This is a genomic window from Nostoc sp. DedQUE05, from assembly GCF_034530955.1.
Taxonomy (GTDB): Bacteria; Cyanobacteriota; Cyanobacteriia; order Cyanobacteriales; family Nostocaceae; genus Nostoc.
In genome coordinates, this window is the sequence record NZ_JAVRCB010000029.1 from 81,161 (window position 1) to 103,811 (window position 22,651).

Consider the following 22,651-nt stretch of genomic DNA (forward strand, 5'->3'; position numbering starts at 1 on the left):
AATAGTATTAATTCCACAAGACTTAAGCAACTGGCACAGTTTAATCGTTAATTAGTAGTACATACGTGTTCATAATCAAAATAAAATATTCATTAGAGTTTAGATTAGATTGCTGATTTCAAACTTCAGTAATGGAAAAACTCCAGAAATGTTTGTGACAAATCTGGAGCCAGGAAAGATACGCATTTACCTATACCAAATTTTCACCTTGAGATAAACCTACGTCATCAGGGTATACACTCAAATACAGATAAAAGTGTTTGAGGATTCTCATTACACTCCTTCTCTATTGGAAGTAACGCAAAACAGCCTCAGCTTATCTGGGGCTGTTTTGCGAGAGTTGTTTGATAGAAGGGGTACATCAATAAGTGATGCCCATGTTAAATATAGATAATTCAGTATGCATCCTTATTCAGCTATGTTTTGCCATATCAGGATGATTGGGAAAATTTTTATGGCTTTTTTCAAAAAAAAACTCCAGATGCACTTAAGGCATTCTGGAGCAGTAACAGGTTTCTAACATCAATCAATTTTTACATCTGCGATCGCCCGATGTCGTTAGGGTATATACTCAAATGTGTTTTATGTCTACTCATCCGCAAATCGACCAACAAGTTACCTTCTTTTCTACCCATAACCTCAATGTATCTACAGAATTCTACGAACAAAAGCTAGGTTTGGAGTTATGGCTTGACCAAGGAACCTGCCGAATTTATACTGTTAGTGGTTCTGGATACTTAGGATTGTGTCAAGCAAGCGAAACGTTAGCTCCTCCAACCGAAAAGCAATCAAGTGTTATTTTTACCCTAGTAACACAGCAGGTGGATGAATGGTTTGAATATCTTAAAGAACGTGGCGTTGAATTTGAAAAGCCACCGACACTAAATGAAAAGTACAACATTTACCATTGCTTTTTCCGCGATCCTGATGGTTATTTGATTGAAATTCAACGTTTTGAGACTAACGACAACAAAAAAGACATAACCCAATAAGTTATGTCTAGATGTTTAATCTACAGGGCAGGATTTTTACAGGCTAGAACTTTTTGATTTACTAAGGTACATAATACCGACTAATGTTGTATGAACATTAACGATAGGAGTATACCTTTTCTTCCATAGATTTATCGGGATGAAATGTGGAGTTTATGCAGCCACAGAAAAATCTTTACATTTATTTACAATTGCTGCTTATGTATCGCTTTTGACTTTTATATAATGTCTATCTAATTGACGATCAAAAAACTCTCTGTGTAAATCCTGATTTTAACCAGGGTTAATATTGCATCACAAAAGCTAAAATACATTGTTGCCAGTCGATTATGTTCTTAGCAAAAATATTTTTTGAAGGATTTATTTATTAATTATGCTACTTTTATAATAATTATTTTTAAGCTAATAAATATTAAGTGTATCGGGTCAATAAATATTTTATTAGGGTGACTACATGATAGCCGAAAAAATCAAATTGTTACGCACAGCACTACAACCTAAAGGTTCAGTCACGAAAGCAATTTTCAAACATATTTTATGGTGTGGAGCTTTCGGATTTTTAATTTCTCTGCTTCACCATTTTGAAAAACCTGTATCCCAGCCAATCTTAGCAAATGTGATTCCTAGTATTGTTTTAGGTTTGTTACTTGTCTTTCGGACAAATACTGCTTATGAGCGATTTTGGGAAGGAAGAAAATGCTGGGGATCTATAGTAAATAACACCCGAAATTTAGCAAGGCAAATTTGGGTATCAGTTGATGAAATTTTACCAGAAGATAAAGACAAGAAAATTACGGCATTAAACTTATTGGCGGCTTTTGCAGTAACAACTAAATTACATTTGCGAGGAGAAACTGTCAATAGCGAGTTAGAAGATTTAATGCCATCTACTAAGTATATAAAACTGAAGATTATGAATAATCCCCCTATAGAGGTTGCCTTTTGGATAGGAGATTATTTACAGGAACAGTATAATCGTAATTGCCTTAATAGCTACCAGCTAACATCAATGCAAGAATTATTGAATAATCTTGTGGATAATTTAGGTGCTTGCGAACGTATTTTGAAAACACCTATGCCGCTTGCTTATGCCCTTCATTTGAAGCAATTGCTAATATTATATTGTTTTCTGCTACCATTTCAAATAGTTGAGAAGCTCGGTTGGTGGACAGGTTTAATTTCTGCTTTGGTTGGGTTCACTGTGTTTGGTATCGAAGCCATTGGCTTAGAGATAGAAAATCCCTTTGGTTATGACGCTAATGATTTACCATTAGATGCAATTTGTGAAACAATGAAGCGTAATATAGACGATTTAATTACTTTGACTCCTAATGCGCGATCGCATCAACAAGATAGTATAACTAATTGAAAAAAGTTGAAGATAGTGATTAATAAAAAAGAATATATAGCAGTTTGTAACAAGTAAGTGAGGTGAAAAATGCAAGACTCACGCTTTCACAACCGCCGAATCGCAATTTCTAAACCTTCACATACACGAGTCAGAAAATCTAAATCCAAAGTAGCGATCGCATCACTAACTTTGTGATAATGTGGATTTCGCAAGAATGCCGTATCTGTCACCATCATTGCCGGATAACCCAAATCCCAAAAAGGTGCATGATCGCTAAGTCTGGTTTGGGGAACTATTAAACCTCGATTCGGCACGGGTAGCCATTGACTAGATACGCCAGCTTTGCGAATATTACGGCTCATCCCAATTAAGTCAGGCAATGTCCGCAAGTTGCCAATTAAAGCAATAAAATCACCTGTATCTGGGTAGAAGCGTTCCAGAGGAGGGGGGTAACTTTGGGAACCAGGTGTAGAATCTTTATAGCCCAGCATTTCTAGGGAGATCATTAAGCGTAGCTGTTGCTTTTCTTGATGCAACAGGGCTGCATAGTCAGCACTACCCAGTAAGCCGTATTCTTCCATATCGAAAGCAACCAGTCTTAAGGGATATCTTACAGGTTCGGCAGCAAATTTTCTCGCTAATTCCAGCAACACCGCGACACCTGTAGCATTATCATCAGCCGCAACTGTTCCCGGAACGCCATCATAATGAGCGCCAATTAAAATTGGTAGTAAATCCTTTTTTTGCCCTTTAGCTTGGGATGGTAAATTTAATATCAAGTTATTACAAGTTTTACCTCTGACTTCAAAGGTGTGGATTTCCACACTCCCCCATTGAGAAAATTGCTGGCGGATATATTCTTGGACAAAAAAATGTCCAGCCGTTGCCATGTAAGGATCGCGTTCTCGCGCTATCTCACTCAGGGAAGTCTGTAATCGCTGTGTTAAATTCAAATCTTTTAAGTAGTAGCAATAATATGAGAATTTTTAGGCACTCAAAAAAGCAGAGCAAGCGTTGTTAAGTTTAACTTACCAATTTGCAGATAACTTAAACAGAAGTAGGGGGATATCAAGAATTGAGGCTGCTTGGGCACACCAACCATCTCAATGCTATCCTAGTCTTGCAACTATCTCCTCTAGCTGCACTTCTTAGCTTACTGCCTTAATGATCGGTATTATACATTGAGGTGTTTTTATCTTGTAGCACAAAGCTAGAGGTAGTTCCGCCCAATCATAATAAATATATAAGACACTTTAGGAGAAGAGTAACGCATGGGCAAGGTAGTCGGCATCGACTTGGGTACAACCAACTCAGTAGTCGCCGTTATGGAGGGTGGCAAGCCGGTGGTGATTGCCAATGCAGAAGGAATGCGAACAACCCCCTCCGTAGTTGGCTTCAGCAAAGAAGGTGAAAGGGTGGTTGGGCAAATGGCACGGCGACAAACCGTCCTCAATCCTCAAAATACCTTTTTTGCAGTTAAACGTTTCATTGGGCGGAAGTATGGCGAACTTAATGCAGATTCCAAGCGTGTACCCTACACCATCCGCAAAGACGAAGTAGGTAATATTAAAATTGCTTGTCCTCGTCTGAATAAAGATTTCGCCCCAGAAGAAATTTCGGCAATGGTGCTGAAGAAATTGGCAGACGATGCTAGCCGCTATTTGGGTGAACCAGTCACAGGGGCAGTGATTACAGTACCCGCCTATTTTAATGATTCTCAACGGCAGGCAACCCGCGATGCTGGCAGAATTGCTGGTTTAGAAGTGTTGCGGATTCTCAATGAACCGACTGCGGCATCTTTGGCTTATGGATTAGATCGGGGTGACACGGAAACTATCTTAGTATTTGACTTGGGTGGTGGCACCTTTGACGTGTCGATTTTAGAAGTAGGTGATGGGATATTTGAAGTCAAAGCTACCAGTGGCGATACGCAACTTGGTGGGAACGACTTTGACAAAATAATCGTAGATTGGTTAGCAGAGCAATTTCTGGAAACAGAAGAGGTAGACTTAAGACGCGATCGCCAAGCTTTACAACGTCTGATGGAAGCGGCGGAAAAAGCCAAAATTGAGCTTTCTGCTGTCAGTGTCACCGAGATTAATTTACCCTTCATCACTGCCACGGCAGATGGCCCTAAACATCTCGAAACTCGTTTAACTCGTTCCCAGTTTGAAGGTTTGTGTGGTGATTTGGTGGGAAGATTGCGAACACCAGTAAAACGCGCTCTCAAAGATGCCGGACTTTCACCTAGAGACATTGAAGAAGTTGTGTTAGTTGGCGGTTCTACACGAATGCCAATGGTAAAGCAGCTTGTACGGGACTTGATTGGTACAGAACCGAACGAAAACGTTAACCCTGATGAAGTCGTGGGAGTGGGTGCAGCAATTCAAGCAGGTATTCTTGCAGGCGAACTCAAAGATGTGCTGCTTTTGGATGTCACACCCCTCTCTTTGGGATTGGAAACCATCGGCGGCGTGATGAAAAAACTTATCCCCCGCAACACCACTATCCCAGTACGTCGTTCTGATATTTTTTCCACGTCTGAAAATAACCAAAATACTGTGGAAATTCACGTAGTCCAGGGCGAACGTGACATGGCAGCAAGCAACAAGTCTTTAGGACGGTTCAAGCTCTATGGCATCCCACCAGCACCACGAGGAATTCCTCAAGTTCAGGTGTCATTTGATATTGATGCTAATGGTATTTTACAGGTAACAGCCTTAGATAGAACCACAGGGCGAGAGCAGAGTATCACCATTCAAGGCGCTTCCACCTTGAACGAGTCGGAAGTGAATCGGATGATTCAAGACGCTCAAAAATATGCCGATGTCGATCGCGAACGTAAAGAAAGAATAGAAAAGCGGACTCGTTCTGAGGCATTGATTTTCCAAGCAGAACGACAACTGAGAGAAGTAGCGCTGGAATTTGGTATGCAGTTTGCCCGCAACCGCCGCCAAAGAATTGATAATATTTGCCGACAACTGAAAGAGAGTCTTCAGGAAAATAGCGATCGCGGTATCGATCAAGCCTACGCCGACTTACAAGATGCTCTCTACGAGCTAAATCGGGAAGTCCGCCAGACTTATGCTGAAGATGAAGACGATGACTTGTTTGGGACTATCCGTGACATCTTTACCGGCGGTGATAAAGAACGAGAACGCGAATTTCCCAGAGATACATATCGAGAACGCGACTCATACAGTAAAGATTATGGCAGAGACTATGACAGAGATTATAGCCGCGATAATCGTTCTTCCGCTTATGAAAGCCGTCCTCCACGCAAATCCCGCCCCAGCTACCAAGATAACTGGGATGATGAAGAAGACAATGATTGGTTATAAGAATAGTTAGGAGTAGAGACGCGATTAATCGCGTCTGTACAGGAGTTAAAAATAAATATTTCAACTCATAACTCCTAACTCCTAACTCCTAACTCCTAACTTCTCACTTTTAATTCATCTAAAATCTAAAATTTAAATAACTGAACTATGCAAAATTTGCCGAACTTTCGCGATTACTATGAGATTTTAGGAGTATCTAAAGATGCCTCCGGTGAGGAAATTAAAAAGGTTTATCGGCGGTTAGCAAGGCAATATCACCCCGATCTGAATCCGGGTAACAAAGAATCTGAGGAAAAATTTAAGGATATTGGCGAGGCTTATGAAGTTCTTTCCGATCCAGCCAAGCGATCGCAGTACGATCAGTTTAGCCGCTACTGGAAGCAAAAAGGCTTTGCAGGCAACAAACAAACACCCAAGGCTAAAACTTGGCAGAGTGGCGCTAGCGATCGCAACGGCAATCAAGACGTAGATCCCAGCCAATTCTCCGACTTTGAAAGCTTTATTAATCAAGTTATTGGTGTCAAAAATAAGAGTGCAGCAAATAACTCCAGTAATGGCAATAATAGCGATCCATTCCGTTCCCCCAGAACAAAAGTTGCCTACACAGTTAATCCCCCACCTCGCACCACCCGCCGAGATATAGAAGCCAGATTAACGCTTCCACTAGAAAAAGCTTATCAAGGTGGTAATGAACGCATTCGTTTGGAAGATGGGCGATCGCTAGAAGTTAATATGCCTCCAGGTATGGTAACAGGTCAAACCATCCGTTTGCGGAACCAAGGCGTTGGTGGTGGCGATCTATACTTAAAAATTACCGTTGAACCTCATCCATTATTTAAGCTAGAAGGTTTAAATATTGTCTGCCAAGTACCCGTTACTCCCAGCGAGGCAGTTTTAGGAGGACAGGTAGAAGCACCTACTCTTGATGGCCCTGTGAAAATGACTACCCCTCCTGGAGTTAGGTCTGGTCAAAAATTTCGACTAGGTAATAAAGGTTATCCTAATGATGACGGAAAACGTGGCGATCAATTAGTAGAAATTCAAATAGTTACACCGAAAAATATTAGTCAAGAAGAACGGGAGCTTTACGAAAAGTTACGGCAAATTGAAACCTTTAAACCCCGTGCTGATTTAATCCGTTAGCTCAATATCTTGCACTTATTGAGTATAAATACGAAATCGACTCACACAGAATCGCTGTTAGCCAAATTTTGCTGTCCTCGTGCTTTAATATTCGCAAATTGGCTGCGTAATGCTTCTAACTTGAGTTTTTGCAGTTCTTCTTCAAGGCGTTGAAGTTCATCTATCATCTGTTGAAATGCTTGCGCTTCATGCACCACAACCTCAGCTTTCCCATTCACCGTTAGTACAAGTGGGGACTTTGTGGCCTTGATTCTATCTACGTAATCTTTGGCATTGCGCTTAAAGTCGGTAAGAGTTTGAATATTTTCGAGATTAATTTTGATTTGCATCGCATCTAATTAAATGCTTTATTAAGCAATCTTATCAAATGCTAGACCTGCTGTGTCTTCTGAAATTCACAAAGGATTTAAAATATAAAAAATATCTTTGAGCAAAGTGACTCAAACAGATGTGAATCAAAACGGGGCAATGCCACAAAGCAGCGAACCAACTTATTACTCTCTGCTAGGACTGCATCCCTGGGCATCGGTAATTGACATTCGTCGTGCTTATCGGCAACTGAGCAAACGCTATCATCCTGATACTACAGACTTGCCGACTGCGATCGCCACTCCCAAATTTCAGCAAATCAACGAAGCTTACGCGACCCTGAGCCATCCAGAACGCCGATTAAGCTACGATTTGAAAATTGGCTATTCCCGCTTTGGAGTGATTCAACCACCCCCTGATTTGAATCATCCCGTCTCGCATTCTCATGACTGGTCAAAATCAGCTTACCTCGATGCGAGCGATCGCCCCTTATCATCTGGCGAAATATTTGCTTTATTTATGCTGGTGTTAACATTTGTAGGTTGTCTGTTATTAGCAGTTGCCATTGGCTTAACTCGTGGCGAGGCTGCGATCCATTCCCATTTGCTGCAACCAAATACATCTGTACAACAGCAAATTAGCTATATATCGCAACTAATTGCCCATCCGATAATTAAAAATTAAACAATTCCCTAATCCAAAATCAAAAATTCCTATGGCTCTTCTTCCCTCTGATACTCCTTTATATAATCATCCCCTACCACAAATTGAGCAGTGGCTAAAAGACCAAGGCTGTCAACAAGATGAAACACAAAGGCATTGCTGGCGTGTACAGCGACCTAATTGGCAAGCTGAATTATGGCTCGATGTCGAGCAGATTGTAGTGCGATATCTTCAATCTGGGGAAAATGGACAAGATATCCAACGCTCATTCAAGTATTCTCTTAGTCGGGATGATGTAGAACAAGCTGTGTTTTCTGGCCCATAAGGAAGGGCTTATGTACTATTGGTAGAGCTTCCAATCAGCCTGTTGCAGGACAGCAACCCTGTAATGGCAATTATGTATCAGATTTTGTTACCAATGCTTTAGGAGTAAGTTGGCTACAAATTTCCAGTAGTCTATTAACAGCACGCGCTGCTGAAAACTTTTGTGCAACGTATTGGCTGGACTGAAAACCCCGATTAATTGCTTCATCTGGATTATCTAGGCAATATCGCATACATTTGGCTAATTCTTCTGCATCTTCATTTTCAAAAAATAGGCTGTGCGGCCCTCCTACTTCTGACAATCCTCCCATTTTTGAGACAATCGAGCAGGTTTGAACGCTAGAGGCTTCTTGCACTACGTAAGGTGCCGGATCTTGCCAACGAGATGGAGCAATTAAAGCCAAAGCATCTTGAACTTTTATAAGCACTTCTTTTTGAGGAACTTTACCTAAAAAATTAACTTTGTTAGCAATCCCTAAATCAGACGTTAGCTGTTTTAATTGCTGAGATTGTTCGCCATCGCCAATAATAGTAATTTTAAATTCTTTATTTTCATCTTGTAAAATCCGCACTGCTTTTAATAAAATATCTACACCTTTGTCTGTAGCTAATCTACCGACAAAAATAAAATTATATGGTTGAGATAAATTTTCTAAAGTTTTAAGCTGGGTTTCCGACTTGATTTCAATCGGATTATATAAAGTATCAACTGACCAAGGAAAAGCAGAAGATTCTCCTAAAAAGTTACTACAAGCTGTATGATAATCGGCTAAGAAAGCAGTAGAAAGCCGGGTGCTTAGGCGTGCCCATTTGATAAAAGTGTGTAATTTCCACTTTAATGGATAATTAGCTTTTGGCAATGTGTGTTTAAATTCAGCTTTTAAACGTTGTGTCAAGTTCATCTGCTCATAACTAGTATGAGTAGATTGATAAAGAGAATAATGGTATTTAATAATTATCTTTTTTTGCAAAGCTTTACATAACAAAATAAATAATAAATCGTTAGAATTCATGTGTACTATATCTGCCCAAGCAATATAACTAAACCATTTAGTGATATTATCTTGTCTAGTAGAAATAGTTTTAACCTCAATTAATCTAGCTTCCAACTCAGGAATAATAGAATAAATATAAGTTAAAACTCCACTAATTTCATTGTCGTAATGACGGTGTTGAATTAATATTTTCATACATTAGGTATGGGAAATTTTGTATTTATGGAAATTGTGGTTGAGCATAACTATGAAACAAGTATTTCAGTTTGCTCAGAATCAACTTGGTTTCTAAGGTAGGTAAGCACAAATAAATCTAACTATCTAACGAGAGATAAAAAGGTTGAAACCACTGCGATTGCATCTCTACAAGACGCTACGCAAACACTTCGCGCAATCCTAACGAGAGACGCTTTGCGATCGCAACAGTCATACTTATAAATTTCCTCATCCATGTACTTATATGCAGAAAGTTGGGAACAGGATTTTTCCCGATAGTTATAGTTATATAATTCCCGTAGATGCTGCTAAAGTACCATTTTCTTCGCTACAGGCTAAAAGTTTATTCTGACAGTAGTGGGTAAAATTATCATCAATTTGAAATACCTGCCGATCAACCTGAGATGTTACCCAAACAGGAACCAAAAACCATTCTTCCCGGTTTGACTTCGTAGCATCTACTTATGAGAGAGAAGTAAAAAGCCGCACTATCGCTTTGACTATCCTAGCTTCTTAGAAAAACTTCTTTTGAGACACAAGTGCTGATATACGCCTTTACATACCCAATGACCAATGACCAATACTTCGACTACGCTCAGTACAAGTGACTAATGACTAATAATTAATTTCTTTCCACCCATGCATGGATGCTACGCCTTTTGTAACCCATTCGATCAAAATTGGGGGAGCTTCTGAGATCAAAATGCTAGGATAAACTGCTGCACCCCAATCGGGATGAACTAACACACGGCATTGATTTTTAATCACTGGATAGTTGAGCAAAGCTTTGACAACTGCTGTGTCATCGTGAGGAATTGCTCCGGGATGGGAAAGTAAAGGATAGCCTGTACGAGGGTCAATCAGATCGGTTAAATAGCCGCGATCGCGCAGATTAAATGCTAAATCACAGCCAAATCTCATAAACTTTTCTCGTAAGCGTTCTTTCTCTGACTCTACTTCTAGTGTCTTTTCGACTAATTGATAACGCGATTGTTGTAATACAATCACTACTCGTAAAAATGGCTGCCGTTTCCAATCTGGTAATATCCGTTCGCAGTTGGCACAGATATATTGGCTGGGAGCATGAATTGAAATTTGAACCGCTTGTCCTGTTTCGCCAACTAAATTAATGGGACAGACTTGCTCCGGAGTGTAAACTTTGGGATAGTTCACTAAATTGATTGGGCTTATACAAATTTTTTAATTTAATCTACGGTATAGATGATACCTCTTAAAAGTTAAGAAATATCATTATTTTTCTATAATATGTTACTTTTTTTGGAAGCAGTTAATAATAATGTGAGAAATTTAATCCGAACTTTATCCTTTATTAACCTGTTTTCATAGAAGTTGCTGCGATCGCTGTAGGTATTGGCAGAGATGCAGCGTGTGTTAGACAAGCGATGCCGATGGTGGGCTACGCCTACGTGGATGAAATATGTTCGATCAAAATCCTAAAAAAGCAAAGCAGGTTGAAGTAAGCAGAAAATAACAAAAGTAATTATGTCTGCCAGAAAATACTTCAGCTATGCAGCCTAATTTCTTTAAAACTCAATTAATTGAGTTTTAAAGAATTCACCGGCACTTCATCCCAAGAATCGACTGTCCGCAATCGTGCCACCCAACCTGCTGCCTTTTGCCTCTCAGTCAAATTATTCTGAAATGAATCATGGCAATCTTTGGCTTGAGATTCATTACGAGTGGCAATACAGGCATGAATCATCCCAGACGGATCGATTTGCTCATTTACCCAAATAGTCATGGAATATTTCCTCAATAACTGTAGCGAACAAAGCTATTCGTCATTTTAGAATACTATTAGAGTCAAAACTTTTAGAGCAAAATTCAGTAACAAATAGTGAATTAATCCCAATTACTGATTACTAATTTACAATTACCCAGTTTTGCTTCATTTATTTGGCGGATATGATTTATCTCCTCTTTCGTAGCGACGGCGGTAGAGTAATTCTAACTGTCCGCCATATTCTTGAATCCAAGCAATCTGGCGCTGGTAGAGTCCGCGGAAGGTATTGGCAAATAATAGTGTAAAGATTGCCACTACCAACCCTGATGCTGTAGATACTAAAGCTTCACTAATTCCAGCTGTCACACCTGTTGTTTTACTACCTCCCACATCTCCGATATTCAGAGAAGCAAAAGAGTTAATTAATCCCAATACAGTGCCGAGAAGTCCTAACAAAGGCGCAAGACCAATAATTGTCTCAAAAATATTTTGGGAGCGCTTGAGTAAAGGGATTTCGGCTTGTGCTTCACTTTCTAATGCCAAACGAAATTCGTCTGGTGTCGGCTCCTCCAATTCTAAAGCTGCTAAAAAAATTCGAGCCAGGGGTAAATCAGTATTTTTGTGCAATTTATCTAAAGCACTAACGACATTATCAAGGCGATAAAGGTGTAGCACCTCTCGCACCACCTTGTTTTGCCGATTATTTATCTTTACCCAAAAGATGATCCGTTCGATAATCAGCGCCACCCCTAACAAAGAAAATGCCAGCAGAGGCCACATGACCACGCCACCTGCTGCAAACAGATTATTAATTTCCATATATTATTTTTTAACTCTTCAACAACGCTACATTAGCAGATCGTTGTTTGAGCAAAATTGATACCATTTCCCCGAAGAAATTGCTCTGCAAGTTTTAAAGTGTTAGCAGCAAGTACGGCTTGTCCAAGCTGCATAGATGTTTTACAACAATTATCAAATTTATAAGATATACTGAATTTAAGATAAAAGTCTCGCTGCTCCTTTACAGAGTCGTAACAGCGAGTAGGCTCGTTGCCCAATAACAAGGGTCGTAACAACGAGAAATATCTAACTATGCTTACTGATAGGAAGTGTTAATAGTGACTACAAATCAAAGCGAAATACTTAACAAAGGTTCAACCAATGCCCAAGTTTCACCGCGAGAAGAAATCGTTTTGCTCGCACTCTACAACAAAGAACTCTATGGTCTCCAAATTCCGCAAGCTATGGAAGAGGCTAGCGGCGGTAACACTAAAATGGGGATTGGCACCCTTTACCCTGTTCTCCATTCTCTGGAAAAGAAAGGACTTGTCGAATCCCGTTGGGGAGATGAAGGGCGTGAAGAACGAGGTGGAGCAAGACGGCGCTATTACAAACTTACAGGTAGCGGCGTTGCGACTCTCGAAGCCGTCCAGTCTTTCCGCTCTAACCTACTTACTTGGCAGCCCAGTTAGTGGAACAGCAGGTACAGAAATTGAAGATAACGATTGGGAATTTACTATTAAAGAAATTCAACTCAAGACACAACACCTGGAGAGTATAACATCTTTAAAATCAGAAGAAGTTATCAAAGTTGTGGAAGAGTTGATAGTTCAGAAAGTGGTGAACGATTTAGAAGACTCAGTAGAAAATCTAGAGAAGCTCTTTAAATTAAAAAAGAGATTACGCAAGTATAAAAAATCTGATCCTGCTGAAACTTGGGCTAGTAGGTGGATAGCTTGCCCAATTGCTTACCTCTTCCCCTCCGAACGACGTGAAGAATGGCTAGGGGATTTGTACGAAGTGAATTGGGAGATGCTGCACAAAGACTATCCTCGTTGGGTGGTTAATCTTAATAATGTTTGGAAAACTGTCATCCTGGTAATTTCTGCTTTAAAAATCAGGCTATCAGATTTCTTCTCACTAGGTAAGGTCAAAAGCGAGTAAAGAAAAATGCATTCTAAAGGATGGCGTAGAGTAATTTAGCAATACGCCATTTCTTTTTGATAGAAATATACCCTAACGGTAAATGGAGATACATAGGATGAGCAAGCCTAATTTTCATACAATGAGCCAGAAAGAGTTACATGATTACGTTCTTGCTCATCGGGAAGATCGAGAAGCCTTCTATGCTTATGTGGATAAGCTGCATATCGAAGGTAATTGGATTGAAATGCCACCGTTAGAGTCAGAACAAGATTTAGAAAATTATTCTCAGTTCATTGAGCGTATTCGCAGCAGTTCTGAGCCACGAGATGGAACAGTTTAACCCTGCATTGCAGTTACAGCACCTTTTCAGCTATTCTCAACTTAGCCGATCGCGATCGCGGATTCTGACTAATTTCCTCTTCTTGTGCAATAATCGGCTTTTTTGTCAAGACTTTTAATAAAGGTGAATTTCTCAAACCATGCTTTACCGGACGGTCTTCTAAACTGTGGAAACTGATAATCGCAATTCTACCGCCAGGGACAAGGGCATTTGGGGCTTTATCTAAAAAGGTTTCTAGGGATTTTAACTCATCGTTGACGACAATTCGCAGAGCTTGAAAAACACGGGTAGCAGGGTGAATTCTTCCATAACGGTATTTGGGGGGAACTGAAGAAGCGATCGCATCAGCTAATTCTGTAGTCGTGTGCAACGGTCGGCGTTCTACAATGCGTCTCGCAATGCGCCGTGATAATCTCTCTTCACCGTACTTAAAGAAAATATCAGCTAATTCTGCCTCATCCCAATTATTAATCACATCAGCAGCAGTTAGCGATCGCCCTCGATCCATTCGCATATCTAAATTTGCAGCTTGGCGGAAGCTGAAACCCCTTTCTGCTTGGTCTAAATGGTAAGAACTTACCCCCAAATCAGCTAAAATACCATCGAAAGTGTTGGGGGGAAATTCGTAGTCGGCAAAATTGCGATGAATAAATTGTATGCGATCGCTAAACTCGGCTAATTCTTTCCTTGCTGCGGCTAAAGCATCCTCATCTTGGTCAATTGCCGTTAATTTTACATCTGGCGCAGCTGCTAAAATCAAACGGCTGTGACCTCCACCGCCTACCGTCGTATCAAGATAATGACCTCCTGGAGATACCGCTAGACCTGCAATAACTTCCTGCGGTAAAACTGGTAGATGGGAAAATGTCGGTTCTTCAATAGCTAGCTGACGATTCATGAGACTTAGGCAAAAAACCACAGATGAACTTTAATTATGTATTCTTTTCTTTGTGTCTTTGCGGGTTCATAGCTAAAAAATAGTTTTTAAACCACAAATACACAAAAGGAAAATATCATAAATTCCACACCCAGCGTCAGCCTTGGATATTGAGCCTCAAAAATTTGTGGTGCTATTTTTTACCTTTTTTCTGGTAAATCATCGAATTTGATATGCGTTTTAATTTTTTCTCCATACTTAAATTGCTATTTAAAATAAAAATGAATACATTATCGGGCAATTCATTTTCTTTTAATAAGCTCTGAACAATTTTAGAGTTATCGGCTTCATAAATACGACTACCTTCCCAAAAACTAAATCCACGCTTTACAGCTAGAACATAAAGTGGTTTTTCAGGAAAATATTGCAGATTCTTTTGAACTAAATAAGCAGTTATTATCTGCGGGTAATGAGATAACTGCTGACAAAGCTTATTTACCTCTACATCCGAAATATTCTGAGAGTAAAATTTATCATTTCTTTTCAATTCAGAGCGCTCTTTCCGTCCTTTCAAAATTAACTTATGATAATTTTCGGCACGTTCTTGATAAGACTTAGCCTCATTGTTTTTACCTTGGTTTTTAAGAAAATAGCAAATTATCTCACAACCTCCTATGACTATACTTGAGTCTTGCTCTATTGCCTTCTCAATGTATTCTATTCCAGTCGCGTCTTGTTTTTTTAATAATATTTGACCTAGTAAATAATTAGCTGATGCATGGTAAGCATCACGATGAATAATTTCTTGTAATAGAGGTATAACAGCTTCTTCGCCTTCAAGTTCCAACGTCAAAAATGCTTGCTGACTAGCTTCTTCTAAAGTTAGCTGTTGTTTTTGTGATTTGTGATTGAAATCTTTTAATGTAGCTATCGATTTTTGAAATTCAGCATATTTTTGTCGCCAAGGTGTTGCTATCTTTTCTCGCCAATTTTGGCTAAAATAATCAATAAAGCTTTCTAATTTATCTCCTAAAACTTCTTGGGCAGCACTAATTTCAATTTGTGCAAAGATAGCTAATTCTGTCTGAGTATCGGCGATATATCCCAAGGCTTTTAATCTATCTTTTAGGCAAGGGTGAGTATCAGCATTGTTGGTTTTTCCCGTTAAAGCTTCACTTAAATAAGTACTTGTGATTTCCTGATGAAGTCTCTGGCTTAAAGCTTGCTTCATATCCATATAAGTCATTTTTGGTGGTTCAATCTCTGTCTGAATTTGTTTATAAATTCTAGACCAAAAATATCTTTCTAAAAATCTAGATTTGACCTCCAAACTTATCAAAGCTTTAGCAGTATTTTGTTCTCCAGTTAAATCAACAGCACATCTATCTGCTTCATATTCATCCATTCGTGCCAATACAAAAGAATAGGCATTAAAAAACGGGATGTACCATATCAAAAACAGTTGAAAAATTAACAATGATAGATCGTGTCCACTTTGTTGGAGTCCCTTAAGAATGCGATACCAAGTTTCGCGTTGGCGATAAATCCAACCACTAAAGCGGCTGTGATTTCCTGATAAATGTCCCAGTTCATGGGCTAAGACGGCACGAAATTGTTCGGGCGGCAGTGCTAGCATGAGTGGTAGACCGACAATTAAGTAATTTTGCTGCCATCCCAGCAAACCTAAGGGCGGTCTTTGAACAACTGCTGCATTAAAATCGTTGGTCAGCAGGATGTGGTGAAACCGTGGAGCTTTTAGCTTCGATGAGATTTCGTTAATTAAAGAATAGAGATTGGGTACATCCTTGGGTTGTAGTGGTAAACCTGTAGGTGGAGGAAAAGAAACCCAAAGCGATCGCACTAATACGAACGCTAACGTCAGCAAAAACAGAAGACCTGTGAAAGATAATTTAGAAATTGACTGAGCATTAAGTATCCCAAAGATAATACTTACTAACAAAGTCAACGTTACACCTAAAACCAAAAATATATATGCGTAGCCTAAAGTAGCCAAAAAAGCAACGTGCAATTTATAAAGACGCGGTTGTTTATTAGCAAAAACTTCTAACTTCTGAATTAGCTTATCAAAACGCTCTTGATTGAAAGTCATAGATGAGTATCAGGGTCATAAAACTGTAATATAACTGACACAATATCTCTATGACTTACGTAAAAACTCAGAATTCATTGGGCATTATGCATTGGGCATTGTCCCCTTGTCCCAGCACAATGAGGTGAAAAAAATCCGATGCCTCAATTAAGTGGATATCGAGCTTCCATATAATAGTTGAAGAAGTGCAACAAACTAAAACATTCTGGTTGGCATCTTAGCGGTTCAATTTAAAATTTGCCTTCAGCACGCTACACGAACACAACGGGAGAACACGAAATCTATGACCAGACTAGAAACCCGCACTGAACCAATGGTGCTAAACATGGGGCCACACCACCCCTCGATGCACGGGGTTCTGCGGTTAATCATGACTCTGGATGGCGAGGATGTTGTTGACTGTGAACCAGTCATCGGCTACTTGCATCGGGGAATGGAAAAAATTGCTGAGAACCGCACTAATGTAATGTACGTTCCTTACGTTAGTCGGTGGGACTACGCGGCGGGAATGTTCAACGAAGCCGTCACTGTTAACGCCCCAGAAAAACTTGCAGGTGTCGCTGTTCCCAAACGCGCTAGCTACATCCGCGTCATTATGCTGGAGTTGAACCGTATCGCTAACCACTTGCTATGGTTTGGCCCCTTCCTCGCTGACGTAGGCGCTCAAACTCCCTTCTTTTACCAGTTCCGCGAACGGGAGATGATTTATGATTTGTGGGAAGCAGCCACAGGTTATCGGATGGTAAATAACAACTACTTCCGCGTTGGTGGAGTAGCGGCTGATTTACCTTACGGTTGGGTAGATAAATGTCTGGAATTCTGCGACTACTTATTACCCAAAGTTGATGAGTACGAACGTTTAGTAACCGATAACCCCATCTTCCGGCGACGTGTTGAGGGTATCGGGACTATCACGCGAGAAGAAGCAATTAACTGGGGACTTTCTGGCCCAATGTTACGCGCTTCTGGCGTGCAATGGGATTTACGAAAAGTTGACCATTACGAATGTTACGACGATTTCGACTGGGATGTGCAGTGGGAAACCGCCGGTGATTGCTTTGCCCGTTATGTAGTGCGGATGCGGGAAATGCGCGAATCTGTGAAGATTATTCGCCAAGCAATTAAAGGACTTCCTGGCGGCCCTTACGAAAATCTGGAAGCCAAGCGTTTAGCCGCAGGGAAAAAATCTGAGTGGGACGCTTTTGATTACCAATTCATCGGTAAAAAAGTTTCCCCCACTTTCAAGATGCCCAAGGGTGAAATCTACGCCCGTGTAGAAAGTGGCAAAGGTGAATTGGGAATTTATTTGGTTGGCGATGATAATGTCTTCCCTGCACGATGGAAGATTCGCGCCGCAGATTTTAACAATCTCCAGATTGTGCCACATTTACTACGTGGGATGAAGGTTGCAGATATTGTGGTGATTCTCGGTAGTGTTGACGTAATTATGGGGTCTGTAGATAGGTAGAGTAAATATCTATCTCAGTAATTTTTAGAGCAGTTGTATTACAGTGCAACTGCTCTATTTTTTTGATTCTTCAGGATTTGACTATCGCAATTCCTAGTTACGTGAGGTACAGAAATAATGTTTTTAAACGCAGAGGAGCGCAGAGTCAAACGCAAAGGTACGCAGAGGCTTACCTAATTTTATTAGTGATTTACTCAGTACCTCAGCAGGTCGGGAAACGCTATATACCAAACTAATAAATAAAATACCAATTTCATCAGACCATCTGACTCTAAAATTTTCAAAGCTTTTAAATGCATACTCAGAACGTTTAATCAGTTTAAGAATGAAATCATCAGGGTGCATTAAAGTAAAAAATATTGACCCTTTACTAACGACCTTTTTCTATGACACCTTCGACAAACCAGGTTTATCCCGTAATTTGGCACAACGACTCAGTGTCACTAATTGACCAAACTCGCTTACCCAATGAATATACATTTGTAGAAATTCACCGCAGTGAAGATATGGCGCGGGCGATTAAGACTATGATTGTGCGAGGTGCGCCTGCAATTGGTGTAGCTGCGGCTTATGGAATGTATCTTGGTGCAAGGGAAATTAAAACAAGCGATCGCACCGAATTTTTGCAACACTTAGATAAAGTAGCCCAGTTGTTGCGTTCTACTCGTCCGACGGCGGTAAATTTATTTTGGGCAATTAGCCGGATGCTGAAAGCCGCCTACGAAACGCTGGGAACAGTAGAAGAGATTAAGCAAACCCTTTTCCAAACAGCCCAAGCAATCAACGTTGAAGATTTGCAAACCTGTCAAGCGATTGGTGACAATGGTTTAGCAGTCTTGCCCACTACCCCAGAAAAACTGACACTGCTTACCCACTGTAACGCTGGAGCATTAGCTACTGCTGGTTATGGCACAGCTTTGGGTGTGGTGCGTTCTGCTTGGAGAGAAGGACGTTTAGAGCGTTTATTTGCCGACGAAACCCGTCCTCGTTTGCAAGGCGCAAAACTCACCACTTGGGAATGCGTGCAAGAAGGAATTCCAGTTACATTAATTACTGATAATATGGCAGCCCATTGCATGAAACAAGGTTTAATTCATGCTGTAGTTGTGGGTGCCGATCGCATTGCTGCTAATGGTGACACTGCTAATAAAATTGGTACATACAGTGTAGCGATCGCAGCTAAAGCACATAATATCCCCTTCTTTGTCGCTGCACCCCTTTCCACCGTTGATTTTGAATTAGCTGATGGCAGCCAAATTCCCATTGAAGAACGCGAACCAACAGAAATCTATCAAGTTGGCGATACCATTCTCACACCTGCGGGTGTAGATTTTTACAACCCAGCTTTTGATGTCACTCCAGCTGAGTTGATTACAGCCATCATTACAGAGAATGGAGCGATCGCACCTGATAAATTAGCAAAATCACAGGTAAAGCAAGTACCGATTGGGTTAAATCCGAATTAATGGAGAACTTACGCCGAGTTCTCGATAACTCTAAATCCGAATAAGGAAAACTTTATAAGGGATTGCCCCAAAAAAATCTCCGACTTTTTAGAAAAGCCGGGGACTTTGTTTTTGCCTACTTTAAAATCTGACGAATCAAAATTTATCAGCAATTTTTTCAATAATTTTATCTAAACTTCATATTTGGACTAAATTCAATAAGTAAAATCCGCAATTACTTTCTCAAAATAAGCTTTGACTTACTCAAACCCCAGTTTGCTTACTCATTTTGGTGTTTTCCGCAAGTAAAAGAAGCTTTTGCTTTCTCAAAACAAGCTTTTACTTACTCATTTTGGTGTTTTCTGCAAGTAAAAGAAGCTTTGACTTTCTCAAAAGAAGCTTTTGCTTACTCATTTTGGTGTTTTCCGCAAGTAAAAGAAGCTTTGACTTTCTCAAAAGAAGCTTTTGCTTACTCATTTTGGTGTTTTCCGCAAGCAAACGAAGCTTTGACTTTCTCAAAATGCCATTTGACTTACTCAAACCCCAGTTTGCTTTTTGATTTTGGTGTTTTTTGCAAATAAAATGCCATTTCGCTTTTTTAAAATGGTTGATTTATTAGAGGATGTCTGAGGAGTATTAAATATTTGTCGATCTCCCCTAACCACCCTTAAAAAAGCTAGGGTTGTATGCACAAGTTAAATTACCCCCCTTAATCCCCCCTTGCAAAGGGGGGAAACAAGAGATCCAGTTCTCTCCGTTTTAGAAGGCGGGAAACAAGAGATCCAGTTCTCTCCGTTTTAGAAGGCGGGAAACAAGAGATCCAGTTCCCTCCCCTTTACAAGGGGAGGGTTAGGGTGGGGTAATTCGACTTAGCCCTAATAGAATTAACCAAAATGTTGAATAATTGCCTCGGCAAATTCAGAACATTTTAAGGGTTCAACAGGTGGTTCTAGCAACCGGGCTAAATCGTAGGTTACTTGACTACTGGCGATCGCATCGCTTAAACCTTTCTTAATTAGGTCTGCGGCTTCTTGCCAACCCAAAAATTCCAGCATCATCACACCAGACAAAATCACTGAACCAGGATTAATCCGATCTAAGCCGGCGTGTTTGGGTGCAGTACCGTGGGTAGCTTCAAATATGGCACTAGAATCACCAATATTTGCCCCTGGCCCCATTCCTAATCCCCCAACAATGGCGGCGGCGGCATCAGACAAGTAATCGCCGTTTAAGTTCATCGTCGCCAAAATCGAATACTCATCCGGTCTGGTTTGGATTTGTTGAAAAATACTGTCAGCAATCCGGTCATTCACCAAAACTTTCTCTTTCCATTTGCCATCGCCGTGAGTTGCCCAAATTGAGTTAAGAACAGTTTCAACTTCCTTGACAATTTGCGCTTTCTTCTCTTCGGTGAGACTATCAAACCCAGGATCGATCTCGCGGGCGTTTGCTTCCAAGGAAATATTCGGATTTTTTTCCTTGTTACTCAAAATCCAAGATTCTCGTTCGGTGACAGTTTCTTGGCGAAATTCGCTGGTTGCTAGTTCATAACCCCAATCGCGGAAAGCGCCTTCGGTGTACTTCATAATGTTGCCCTTATGCACCAAAGTCACTTGTTGTTTGTTTTTGGGCAATAGCAAAGCGTGTTTGATGGCACGTCTGACTAGACGCTGAGAACCAGTTTTGCTGATGGGTTTGATGCCAATACCAGAATCCAGAGGAATACGTTTTTTCCCGTGTTCTGGGGTGGCGGGGATCAGTTCTTCATTGAGAATTTTAATTAAGCGATCGCCGATTTCGCTACCTTGTCGCCACTCAATGCCTAAATAAATATCTTCCGTATTCTCCCGATAAACAATTACATCCAGCTTTTCAGGGTTTTTGTGGGGTGAGGGTGTACCTGCATAGTAACGACAAGGACGCACGCAGGCATATAAGTCAAAAATTTGCCGCAGCGCTACATTTAAAGAACGAATTCCCCCCCCAACGGGAGTAGTCAAAGGCCCTTTAATAGCTACACCATATTCTTCAATTGCCGTCAAAGTGTCTTGAGGCAAATACTGATAAGTCCCGTATAAATCGCAAGCTTCGTCGCCAGCGTAAACTTTGAACCAGCTAATTTGACGTTGACCCTTATATGCTTTGGCTACCGCCGCATCTAACACTTTTTGGGTAGCAGGCCAGATGTCTATACCTGTGCCGTCGCCACGAATAAAGGGGATAATTGGATTGTCCGGTACAATTGGTTCACCATTTTTGAAGGTGATTTTTGCTCCGGTTGCGGGGGGGGTAATCTTTTCGTACATCGTTCACACACTCCTAATCGATACGCTGCTATTCAAAAAACCTTATGTGGCAGGCTTGTATATTTTGCTATGTCTTTTGTTCGCCAAGCCATAAGGCACAGATTTTCCCCCTATTCCCCTTGTACATTATTTGGGGATTAAGTGTGGGATTCAGTGAAGCGATCGCAATTTTGTACGATCAAAAATAGTAAACTACTTTTCGCTATCAGTACTTCACTTTAAAGAATGCCCGATAGCTTACCGCTCTTTCACTGACCGTTAACACAAGAATGGCATGACAGACCCAATGATTTTATCAGGCCCTGCAAATGACATCGACTCCCTCCGACAACCGTTAATCGCTGGGTCTGAAAAAGTCCAACAGCAGATAATCCCACAATTAGCTGAGTTGGGTAATGAGGGATTAGACGTGTTGATGGAATTTTTACTGAAACGACGTGAGAACCCAGCGACTTGGATTGATGGCAAAGCTTACCAAGTCCTTTACAGTTCTGATGCACCTCAAGCCAAAGAATTTTTGCGCTCCTGTTTTCCTGAAGGAATTGTACCTCTAAAATCAGAGTGCGGGATTAACTACAATTCTTTGCAACAGCTACTAGCTGCTCAAGATTTCCAAGCAGCCGATCGCGTCACCATCGAAAAAATGTGCGAACTATCAGGGCCAACGGCTGTACAACGAAAATGGTTGTACTTTACTGAGGTAGAAAATATCTCGGCTGTTGACTTGCAAACCATTAACAACCTCTGGTTAGTCCACTCGGAAGGTAAATTTGGTTTTTCAGTGCAGCGAGAAATTTGGTTAAGTTTGGGTAAAAATTGGGAGAATTTCTGGCCAAAAATTGGCTGGAAAGCAGGTAATAACTGGACGCGATACCCTAACGAGTTTACCTGGGATTTGAGTGCGCCTAAAGGTCACTTACCCCTCTCTAATCAACTCCGAGGAGTACGAGTATTTGCTTCTTTACTCTCTCACCCAGCTTGGATGCAGTTATGAGTTAAAAATTATTAGTTATGAGTTAAAGAGGTTTTTAATTTAAAACTCAAAACTCTAAACTCAAAACTTAAAATTCCTAACTCCTAACTCCTAACTCCTAACTATTA

The 22,651-nt window shown here is 40.5% G+C and carries 22 protein-coding genes; 12 read left to right on the top strand and 10 right to left on the bottom strand.

The window, feature by feature from the left end; all coding sequences use genetic code 11:
* Positions 1–584 precede the first annotated feature (584 nt).
* The gene (locus RMZ42_RS21365; RefSeq protein WP_322673289.1) at positions 585–992 is read left to right on the top strand and encodes a VOC family protein; all 408 of its coding nucleotides are present in this window, start codon (positions 585–587) and stop codon (positions 990–992) included.
* Positions 993–1,446: 454 nt separating this feature from the next.
* The gene (locus tag RMZ42_RS21370) at positions 1,447–2,361 is read left to right on the top strand and encodes a bestrophin family protein (protein WP_322673290.1); all 915 of its coding nucleotides are present in this window, start codon (positions 1,447–1,449) and stop codon (positions 2,359–2,361) included.
* Positions 2,362–2,447: 86 nt separating this feature from the next.
* On the opposite strand, the gene RMZ42_RS21375 is transcribed toward RMZ42_RS21370, so the two are convergent.
* Positions 2,448–3,296: a M28 family peptidase gene (locus tag RMZ42_RS21375; RefSeq protein WP_322673291.1), complete on the bottom strand. Its 849-nt coding sequence runs from the start codon at positions 3,294–3,296 to the stop codon at positions 2,448–2,450.
* Between the two features lie 318 nt (positions 3,297–3,614).
* On the opposite strand from RMZ42_RS21375, the gene dnaK reads away from it, so the two are divergent.
* Entirely contained in the window at positions 3,615–5,684 is a 2,070-nt protein-coding gene (gene dnaK / locus RMZ42_RS21380; protein WP_322673292.1) for a molecular chaperone DnaK, read from the top strand.
* 147 nt (positions 5,685–5,831) lie between these two features.
* The gene (locus RMZ42_RS21385; protein ID WP_322673293.1) at positions 5,832–6,827 is read left to right on the top strand and encodes a J domain-containing protein; all 996 of its coding nucleotides are present in this window, start codon (positions 5,832–5,834) and stop codon (positions 6,825–6,827) included.
* A 41-nt stretch (positions 6,828–6,868) separates the two neighbouring features.
* Here the strand turns inward: RMZ42_RS21385 and RMZ42_RS21390 are convergent, their stop codons facing one another.
* On the bottom strand, positions 6,869–7,156 hold the full coding sequence (locus RMZ42_RS21390; RefSeq protein WP_322673294.1) for a type II toxin-antitoxin system Phd/YefM family antitoxin: 288 nt from the start codon (positions 7,154–7,156) through the stop codon (positions 6,869–6,871).
* 139 nt (positions 7,157–7,295) lie between these two features.
* Between RMZ42_RS21390 and RMZ42_RS21395 the strand changes: the two genes are divergently transcribed.
* The gene (locus RMZ42_RS21395; protein WP_322673320.1) at positions 7,296–7,820 is read left to right on the top strand and encodes a J domain-containing protein; all 525 of its coding nucleotides are present in this window, start codon (positions 7,296–7,298) and stop codon (positions 7,818–7,820) included.
* 31 nt (positions 7,821–7,851) lie between these two features.
* On the top strand, positions 7,852–8,124 hold the full coding sequence (locus RMZ42_RS21400; RefSeq protein ID WP_322668492.1) for a DUF3143 domain-containing protein: 273 nt from the start codon (positions 7,852–7,854) through the stop codon (positions 8,122–8,124).
* Positions 8,125–8,194: 70 nt separating this feature from the next.
* Here the strand turns inward: RMZ42_RS21400 and RMZ42_RS21405 are convergent, their stop codons facing one another.
* The 5 genes from RMZ42_RS21405 to RMZ42_RS21425 all read right to left on the bottom strand — a co-directional run bounded on the left by RMZ42_RS21405 (position 8,195) and on the right by RMZ42_RS21425 (position 11,897).
* Positions 8,195–9,313, bottom strand: a complete 1,119-nt coding sequence (locus RMZ42_RS21405) for a glycosyltransferase (RefSeq protein WP_322673295.1) — start codon at positions 9,311–9,313, stop codon at positions 8,195–8,197.
* A gap of 306 nt (positions 9,314–9,619) precedes the next feature.
* Positions 9,620–9,760 (bottom strand): hypothetical protein, encoded by a 141-nt coding sequence (locus RMZ42_RS21410; RefSeq protein WP_322673296.1) that lies wholly within the window; start codon positions 9,758–9,760, stop codon positions 9,620–9,622.
* A gap of 189 nt (positions 9,761–9,949) precedes the next feature.
* Entirely contained in the window at positions 9,950–10,507 is a 558-nt protein-coding gene (locus RMZ42_RS21415; RefSeq protein ID WP_322673297.1) for a methylmalonic aciduria and homocystinuria type D protein, read from the bottom strand.
* A 382-nt stretch (positions 10,508–10,889) separates the two neighbouring features.
* Positions 10,890–11,096 carry a glycogen debranching protein gene (locus RMZ42_RS21420; RefSeq protein ID WP_194046500.1) on the bottom strand — a complete coding sequence of 69 codons (207 nt, stop codon included), beginning with the start codon at positions 11,094–11,096 and terminating at the stop codon, positions 10,890–10,892.
* Between the two features lie 147 nt (positions 11,097–11,243).
* Positions 11,244–11,897: a MotA/TolQ/ExbB proton channel family protein gene (locus RMZ42_RS21425; protein ID WP_322673298.1), complete on the bottom strand. Its 654-nt coding sequence runs from the start codon at positions 11,895–11,897 to the stop codon at positions 11,244–11,246.
* Positions 11,898–12,196: 299 nt separating this feature from the next.
* On the opposite strand from RMZ42_RS21425, the gene RMZ42_RS21430 reads away from it, so the two are divergent.
* The 3 genes from RMZ42_RS21430 to RMZ42_RS21440 all read left to right on the top strand — a co-directional run bounded on the left by RMZ42_RS21430 (position 12,197) and on the right by RMZ42_RS21440 (position 13,344).
* Positions 12,197–12,550, top strand: coding sequence for a PadR family transcriptional regulator (locus tag RMZ42_RS21430; protein ID WP_322673299.1), 354 nt, complete (start codon positions 12,197–12,199; stop codon positions 12,548–12,550).
* Complete coding sequence (locus RMZ42_RS21435; RefSeq protein WP_322673300.1) at positions 12,435–13,022, top strand: hypothetical protein; 588 nt, start codon at positions 12,435–12,437, stop codon at positions 13,020–13,022. Before RMZ42_RS21430 ends, RMZ42_RS21435 begins: the two co-directional genes overlap by 116 nt.
* 97 nt (positions 13,023–13,119) lie before the next feature.
* On the top strand, positions 13,120–13,344 hold the full coding sequence (locus RMZ42_RS21440; RefSeq protein WP_322673301.1) for a DUF6887 family protein: 225 nt from the start codon (positions 13,120–13,122) through the stop codon (positions 13,342–13,344).
* 13 nt (positions 13,345–13,357) lie between these two features.
* Here the strand turns inward: RMZ42_RS21440 and rsmH are convergent, their stop codons facing one another.
* Together rsmH and RMZ42_RS21450 are read right to left on the bottom strand one after the other, a co-directional pair.
* Complete coding sequence (gene rsmH, locus RMZ42_RS21445) at positions 13,358–14,242, bottom strand: 16S rRNA (cytosine(1402)-N(4))-methyltransferase RsmH (RefSeq protein ID WP_322673302.1); 885 nt, start codon at positions 14,240–14,242, stop codon at positions 13,358–13,360.
* 172 nt (positions 14,243–14,414) lie between these two features.
* Positions 14,415–16,331, bottom strand: a complete 1,917-nt coding sequence (locus tag RMZ42_RS21450) for a M48 family metallopeptidase (protein WP_322673303.1) — start codon at positions 16,329–16,331, stop codon at positions 14,415–14,417.
* Positions 16,332–16,614: 283 nt separating this feature from the next.
* On the opposite strand from RMZ42_RS21450, the gene RMZ42_RS21455 reads away from it, so the two are divergent.
* Positions 16,615–17,799, top strand: coding sequence for an NAD(P)H-quinone oxidoreductase subunit H (locus RMZ42_RS21455; protein WP_194041009.1), 1,185 nt, complete (start codon positions 16,615–16,617; stop codon positions 17,797–17,799).
* Between the two features lie 386 nt (positions 17,800–18,185).
* The gene (gene mtnA / locus RMZ42_RS21460) at positions 18,186–19,265 is read left to right on the top strand and encodes an S-methyl-5-thioribose-1-phosphate isomerase (RefSeq protein ID WP_322673304.1); all 1,080 of its coding nucleotides are present in this window, start codon (positions 18,186–18,188) and stop codon (positions 19,263–19,265) included.
* A gap of 863 nt (positions 19,266–20,128) precedes the next feature.
* Here mtnA and RMZ42_RS21465 read toward each other — a convergent pair.
* Complete coding sequence (locus RMZ42_RS21465) at positions 20,129–21,550, bottom strand: NADP-dependent isocitrate dehydrogenase (RefSeq protein WP_322673305.1); 1,422 nt, start codon at positions 21,548–21,550, stop codon at positions 20,129–20,131.
* Positions 21,551–21,824: 274 nt separating this feature from the next.
* Between RMZ42_RS21465 and RMZ42_RS21470 the strand changes: the two genes are divergently transcribed.
* Positions 21,825–22,544 (top strand): GUN4 domain-containing protein, encoded by a 720-nt coding sequence (locus tag RMZ42_RS21470; RefSeq protein ID WP_322673306.1) that lies wholly within the window; start codon positions 21,825–21,827, stop codon positions 22,542–22,544.
* Positions 22,545–22,651 lie beyond the last annotated feature (107 nt).

Bases quoted from the DNA above. Each gene is read 5' to 3' on its own strand.
- RMZ42_RS21440 (WP_322673301.1), top strand. From the start codon at position 13,120: ATGAGCAAGCCTAATTTTCATACAATGAGCCAGAAAGAGTTACATGAT.
- RMZ42_RS21400 (WP_322668492.1), top strand. From the start codon at position 7,852: ATGGCTCTTCTTCCCTCTGATACTCCTTTATATAATCATCCCCTACCA.
- rsmH (WP_322673302.1), bottom strand. From the start codon at position 14,242: ATGAATCGTCAGCTAGCTATTGAAGAACCGACATTTTCCCATCTACCA.
- dnaK (WP_322673292.1), top strand. From the start codon at position 3,615: ATGGGCAAGGTAGTCGGCATCGACTTGGGTACAACCAACTCAGTAGTC.
- RMZ42_RS21370 (WP_322673290.1), top strand. From the start codon at position 1,447: ATGATAGCCGAAAAAATCAAATTGTTACGCACAGCACTACAACCTAAA.
- RMZ42_RS21470 (WP_322673306.1), top strand. From the start codon at position 21,825: ATGACAGACCCAATGATTTTATCAGGCCCTGCAAATGACATCGACTCC.
- RMZ42_RS21385 (WP_322673293.1), top strand. From the start codon at position 5,832: ATGCAAAATTTGCCGAACTTTCGCGATTACTATGAGATTTTAGGAGTA.
- RMZ42_RS21450 (WP_322673303.1), bottom strand. From the start codon at position 16,331: ATGACTTTCAATCAAGAGCGTTTTGATAAGCTAATTCAGAAGTTAGAA.
- RMZ42_RS21405 (WP_322673295.1), bottom strand. From the start codon at position 9,313: ATGAAAATATTAATTCAACACCGTCATTACGACAATGAAATTAGTGGA.
- RMZ42_RS21420 (WP_194046500.1), bottom strand. From the start codon at position 11,096: ATGACTATTTGGGTAAATGAGCAAATCGATCCGTCTGGGATGATTCAT.
- RMZ42_RS21395 (WP_322673320.1), top strand. From the start codon at position 7,296: ATGCCACAAAGCAGCGAACCAACTTATTACTCTCTGCTAGGACTGCAT.
- RMZ42_RS21425 (WP_322673298.1), bottom strand. From the start codon at position 11,897: ATGGAAATTAATAATCTGTTTGCAGCAGGTGGCGTGGTCATGTGGCCT.
- RMZ42_RS21390 (WP_322673294.1), bottom strand. From the start codon at position 7,156: ATGCAAATCAAAATTAATCTCGAAAATATTCAAACTCTTACCGACTTT.
- RMZ42_RS21365 (WP_322673289.1), top strand. From the start codon at position 585: ATGTCTACTCATCCGCAAATCGACCAACAAGTTACCTTCTTTTCTACC.
- RMZ42_RS21465 (WP_322673305.1), bottom strand. From the start codon at position 21,550: ATGTACGAAAAGATTACCCCCCCCGCAACCGGAGCAAAAATCACCTTC.
- RMZ42_RS21455 (WP_194041009.1), top strand. From the start codon at position 16,615: ATGACCAGACTAGAAACCCGCACTGAACCAATGGTGCTAAACATGGGG.
- mtnA (WP_322673304.1), top strand. From the start codon at position 18,186: ATGACACCTTCGACAAACCAGGTTTATCCCGTAATTTGGCACAACGAC.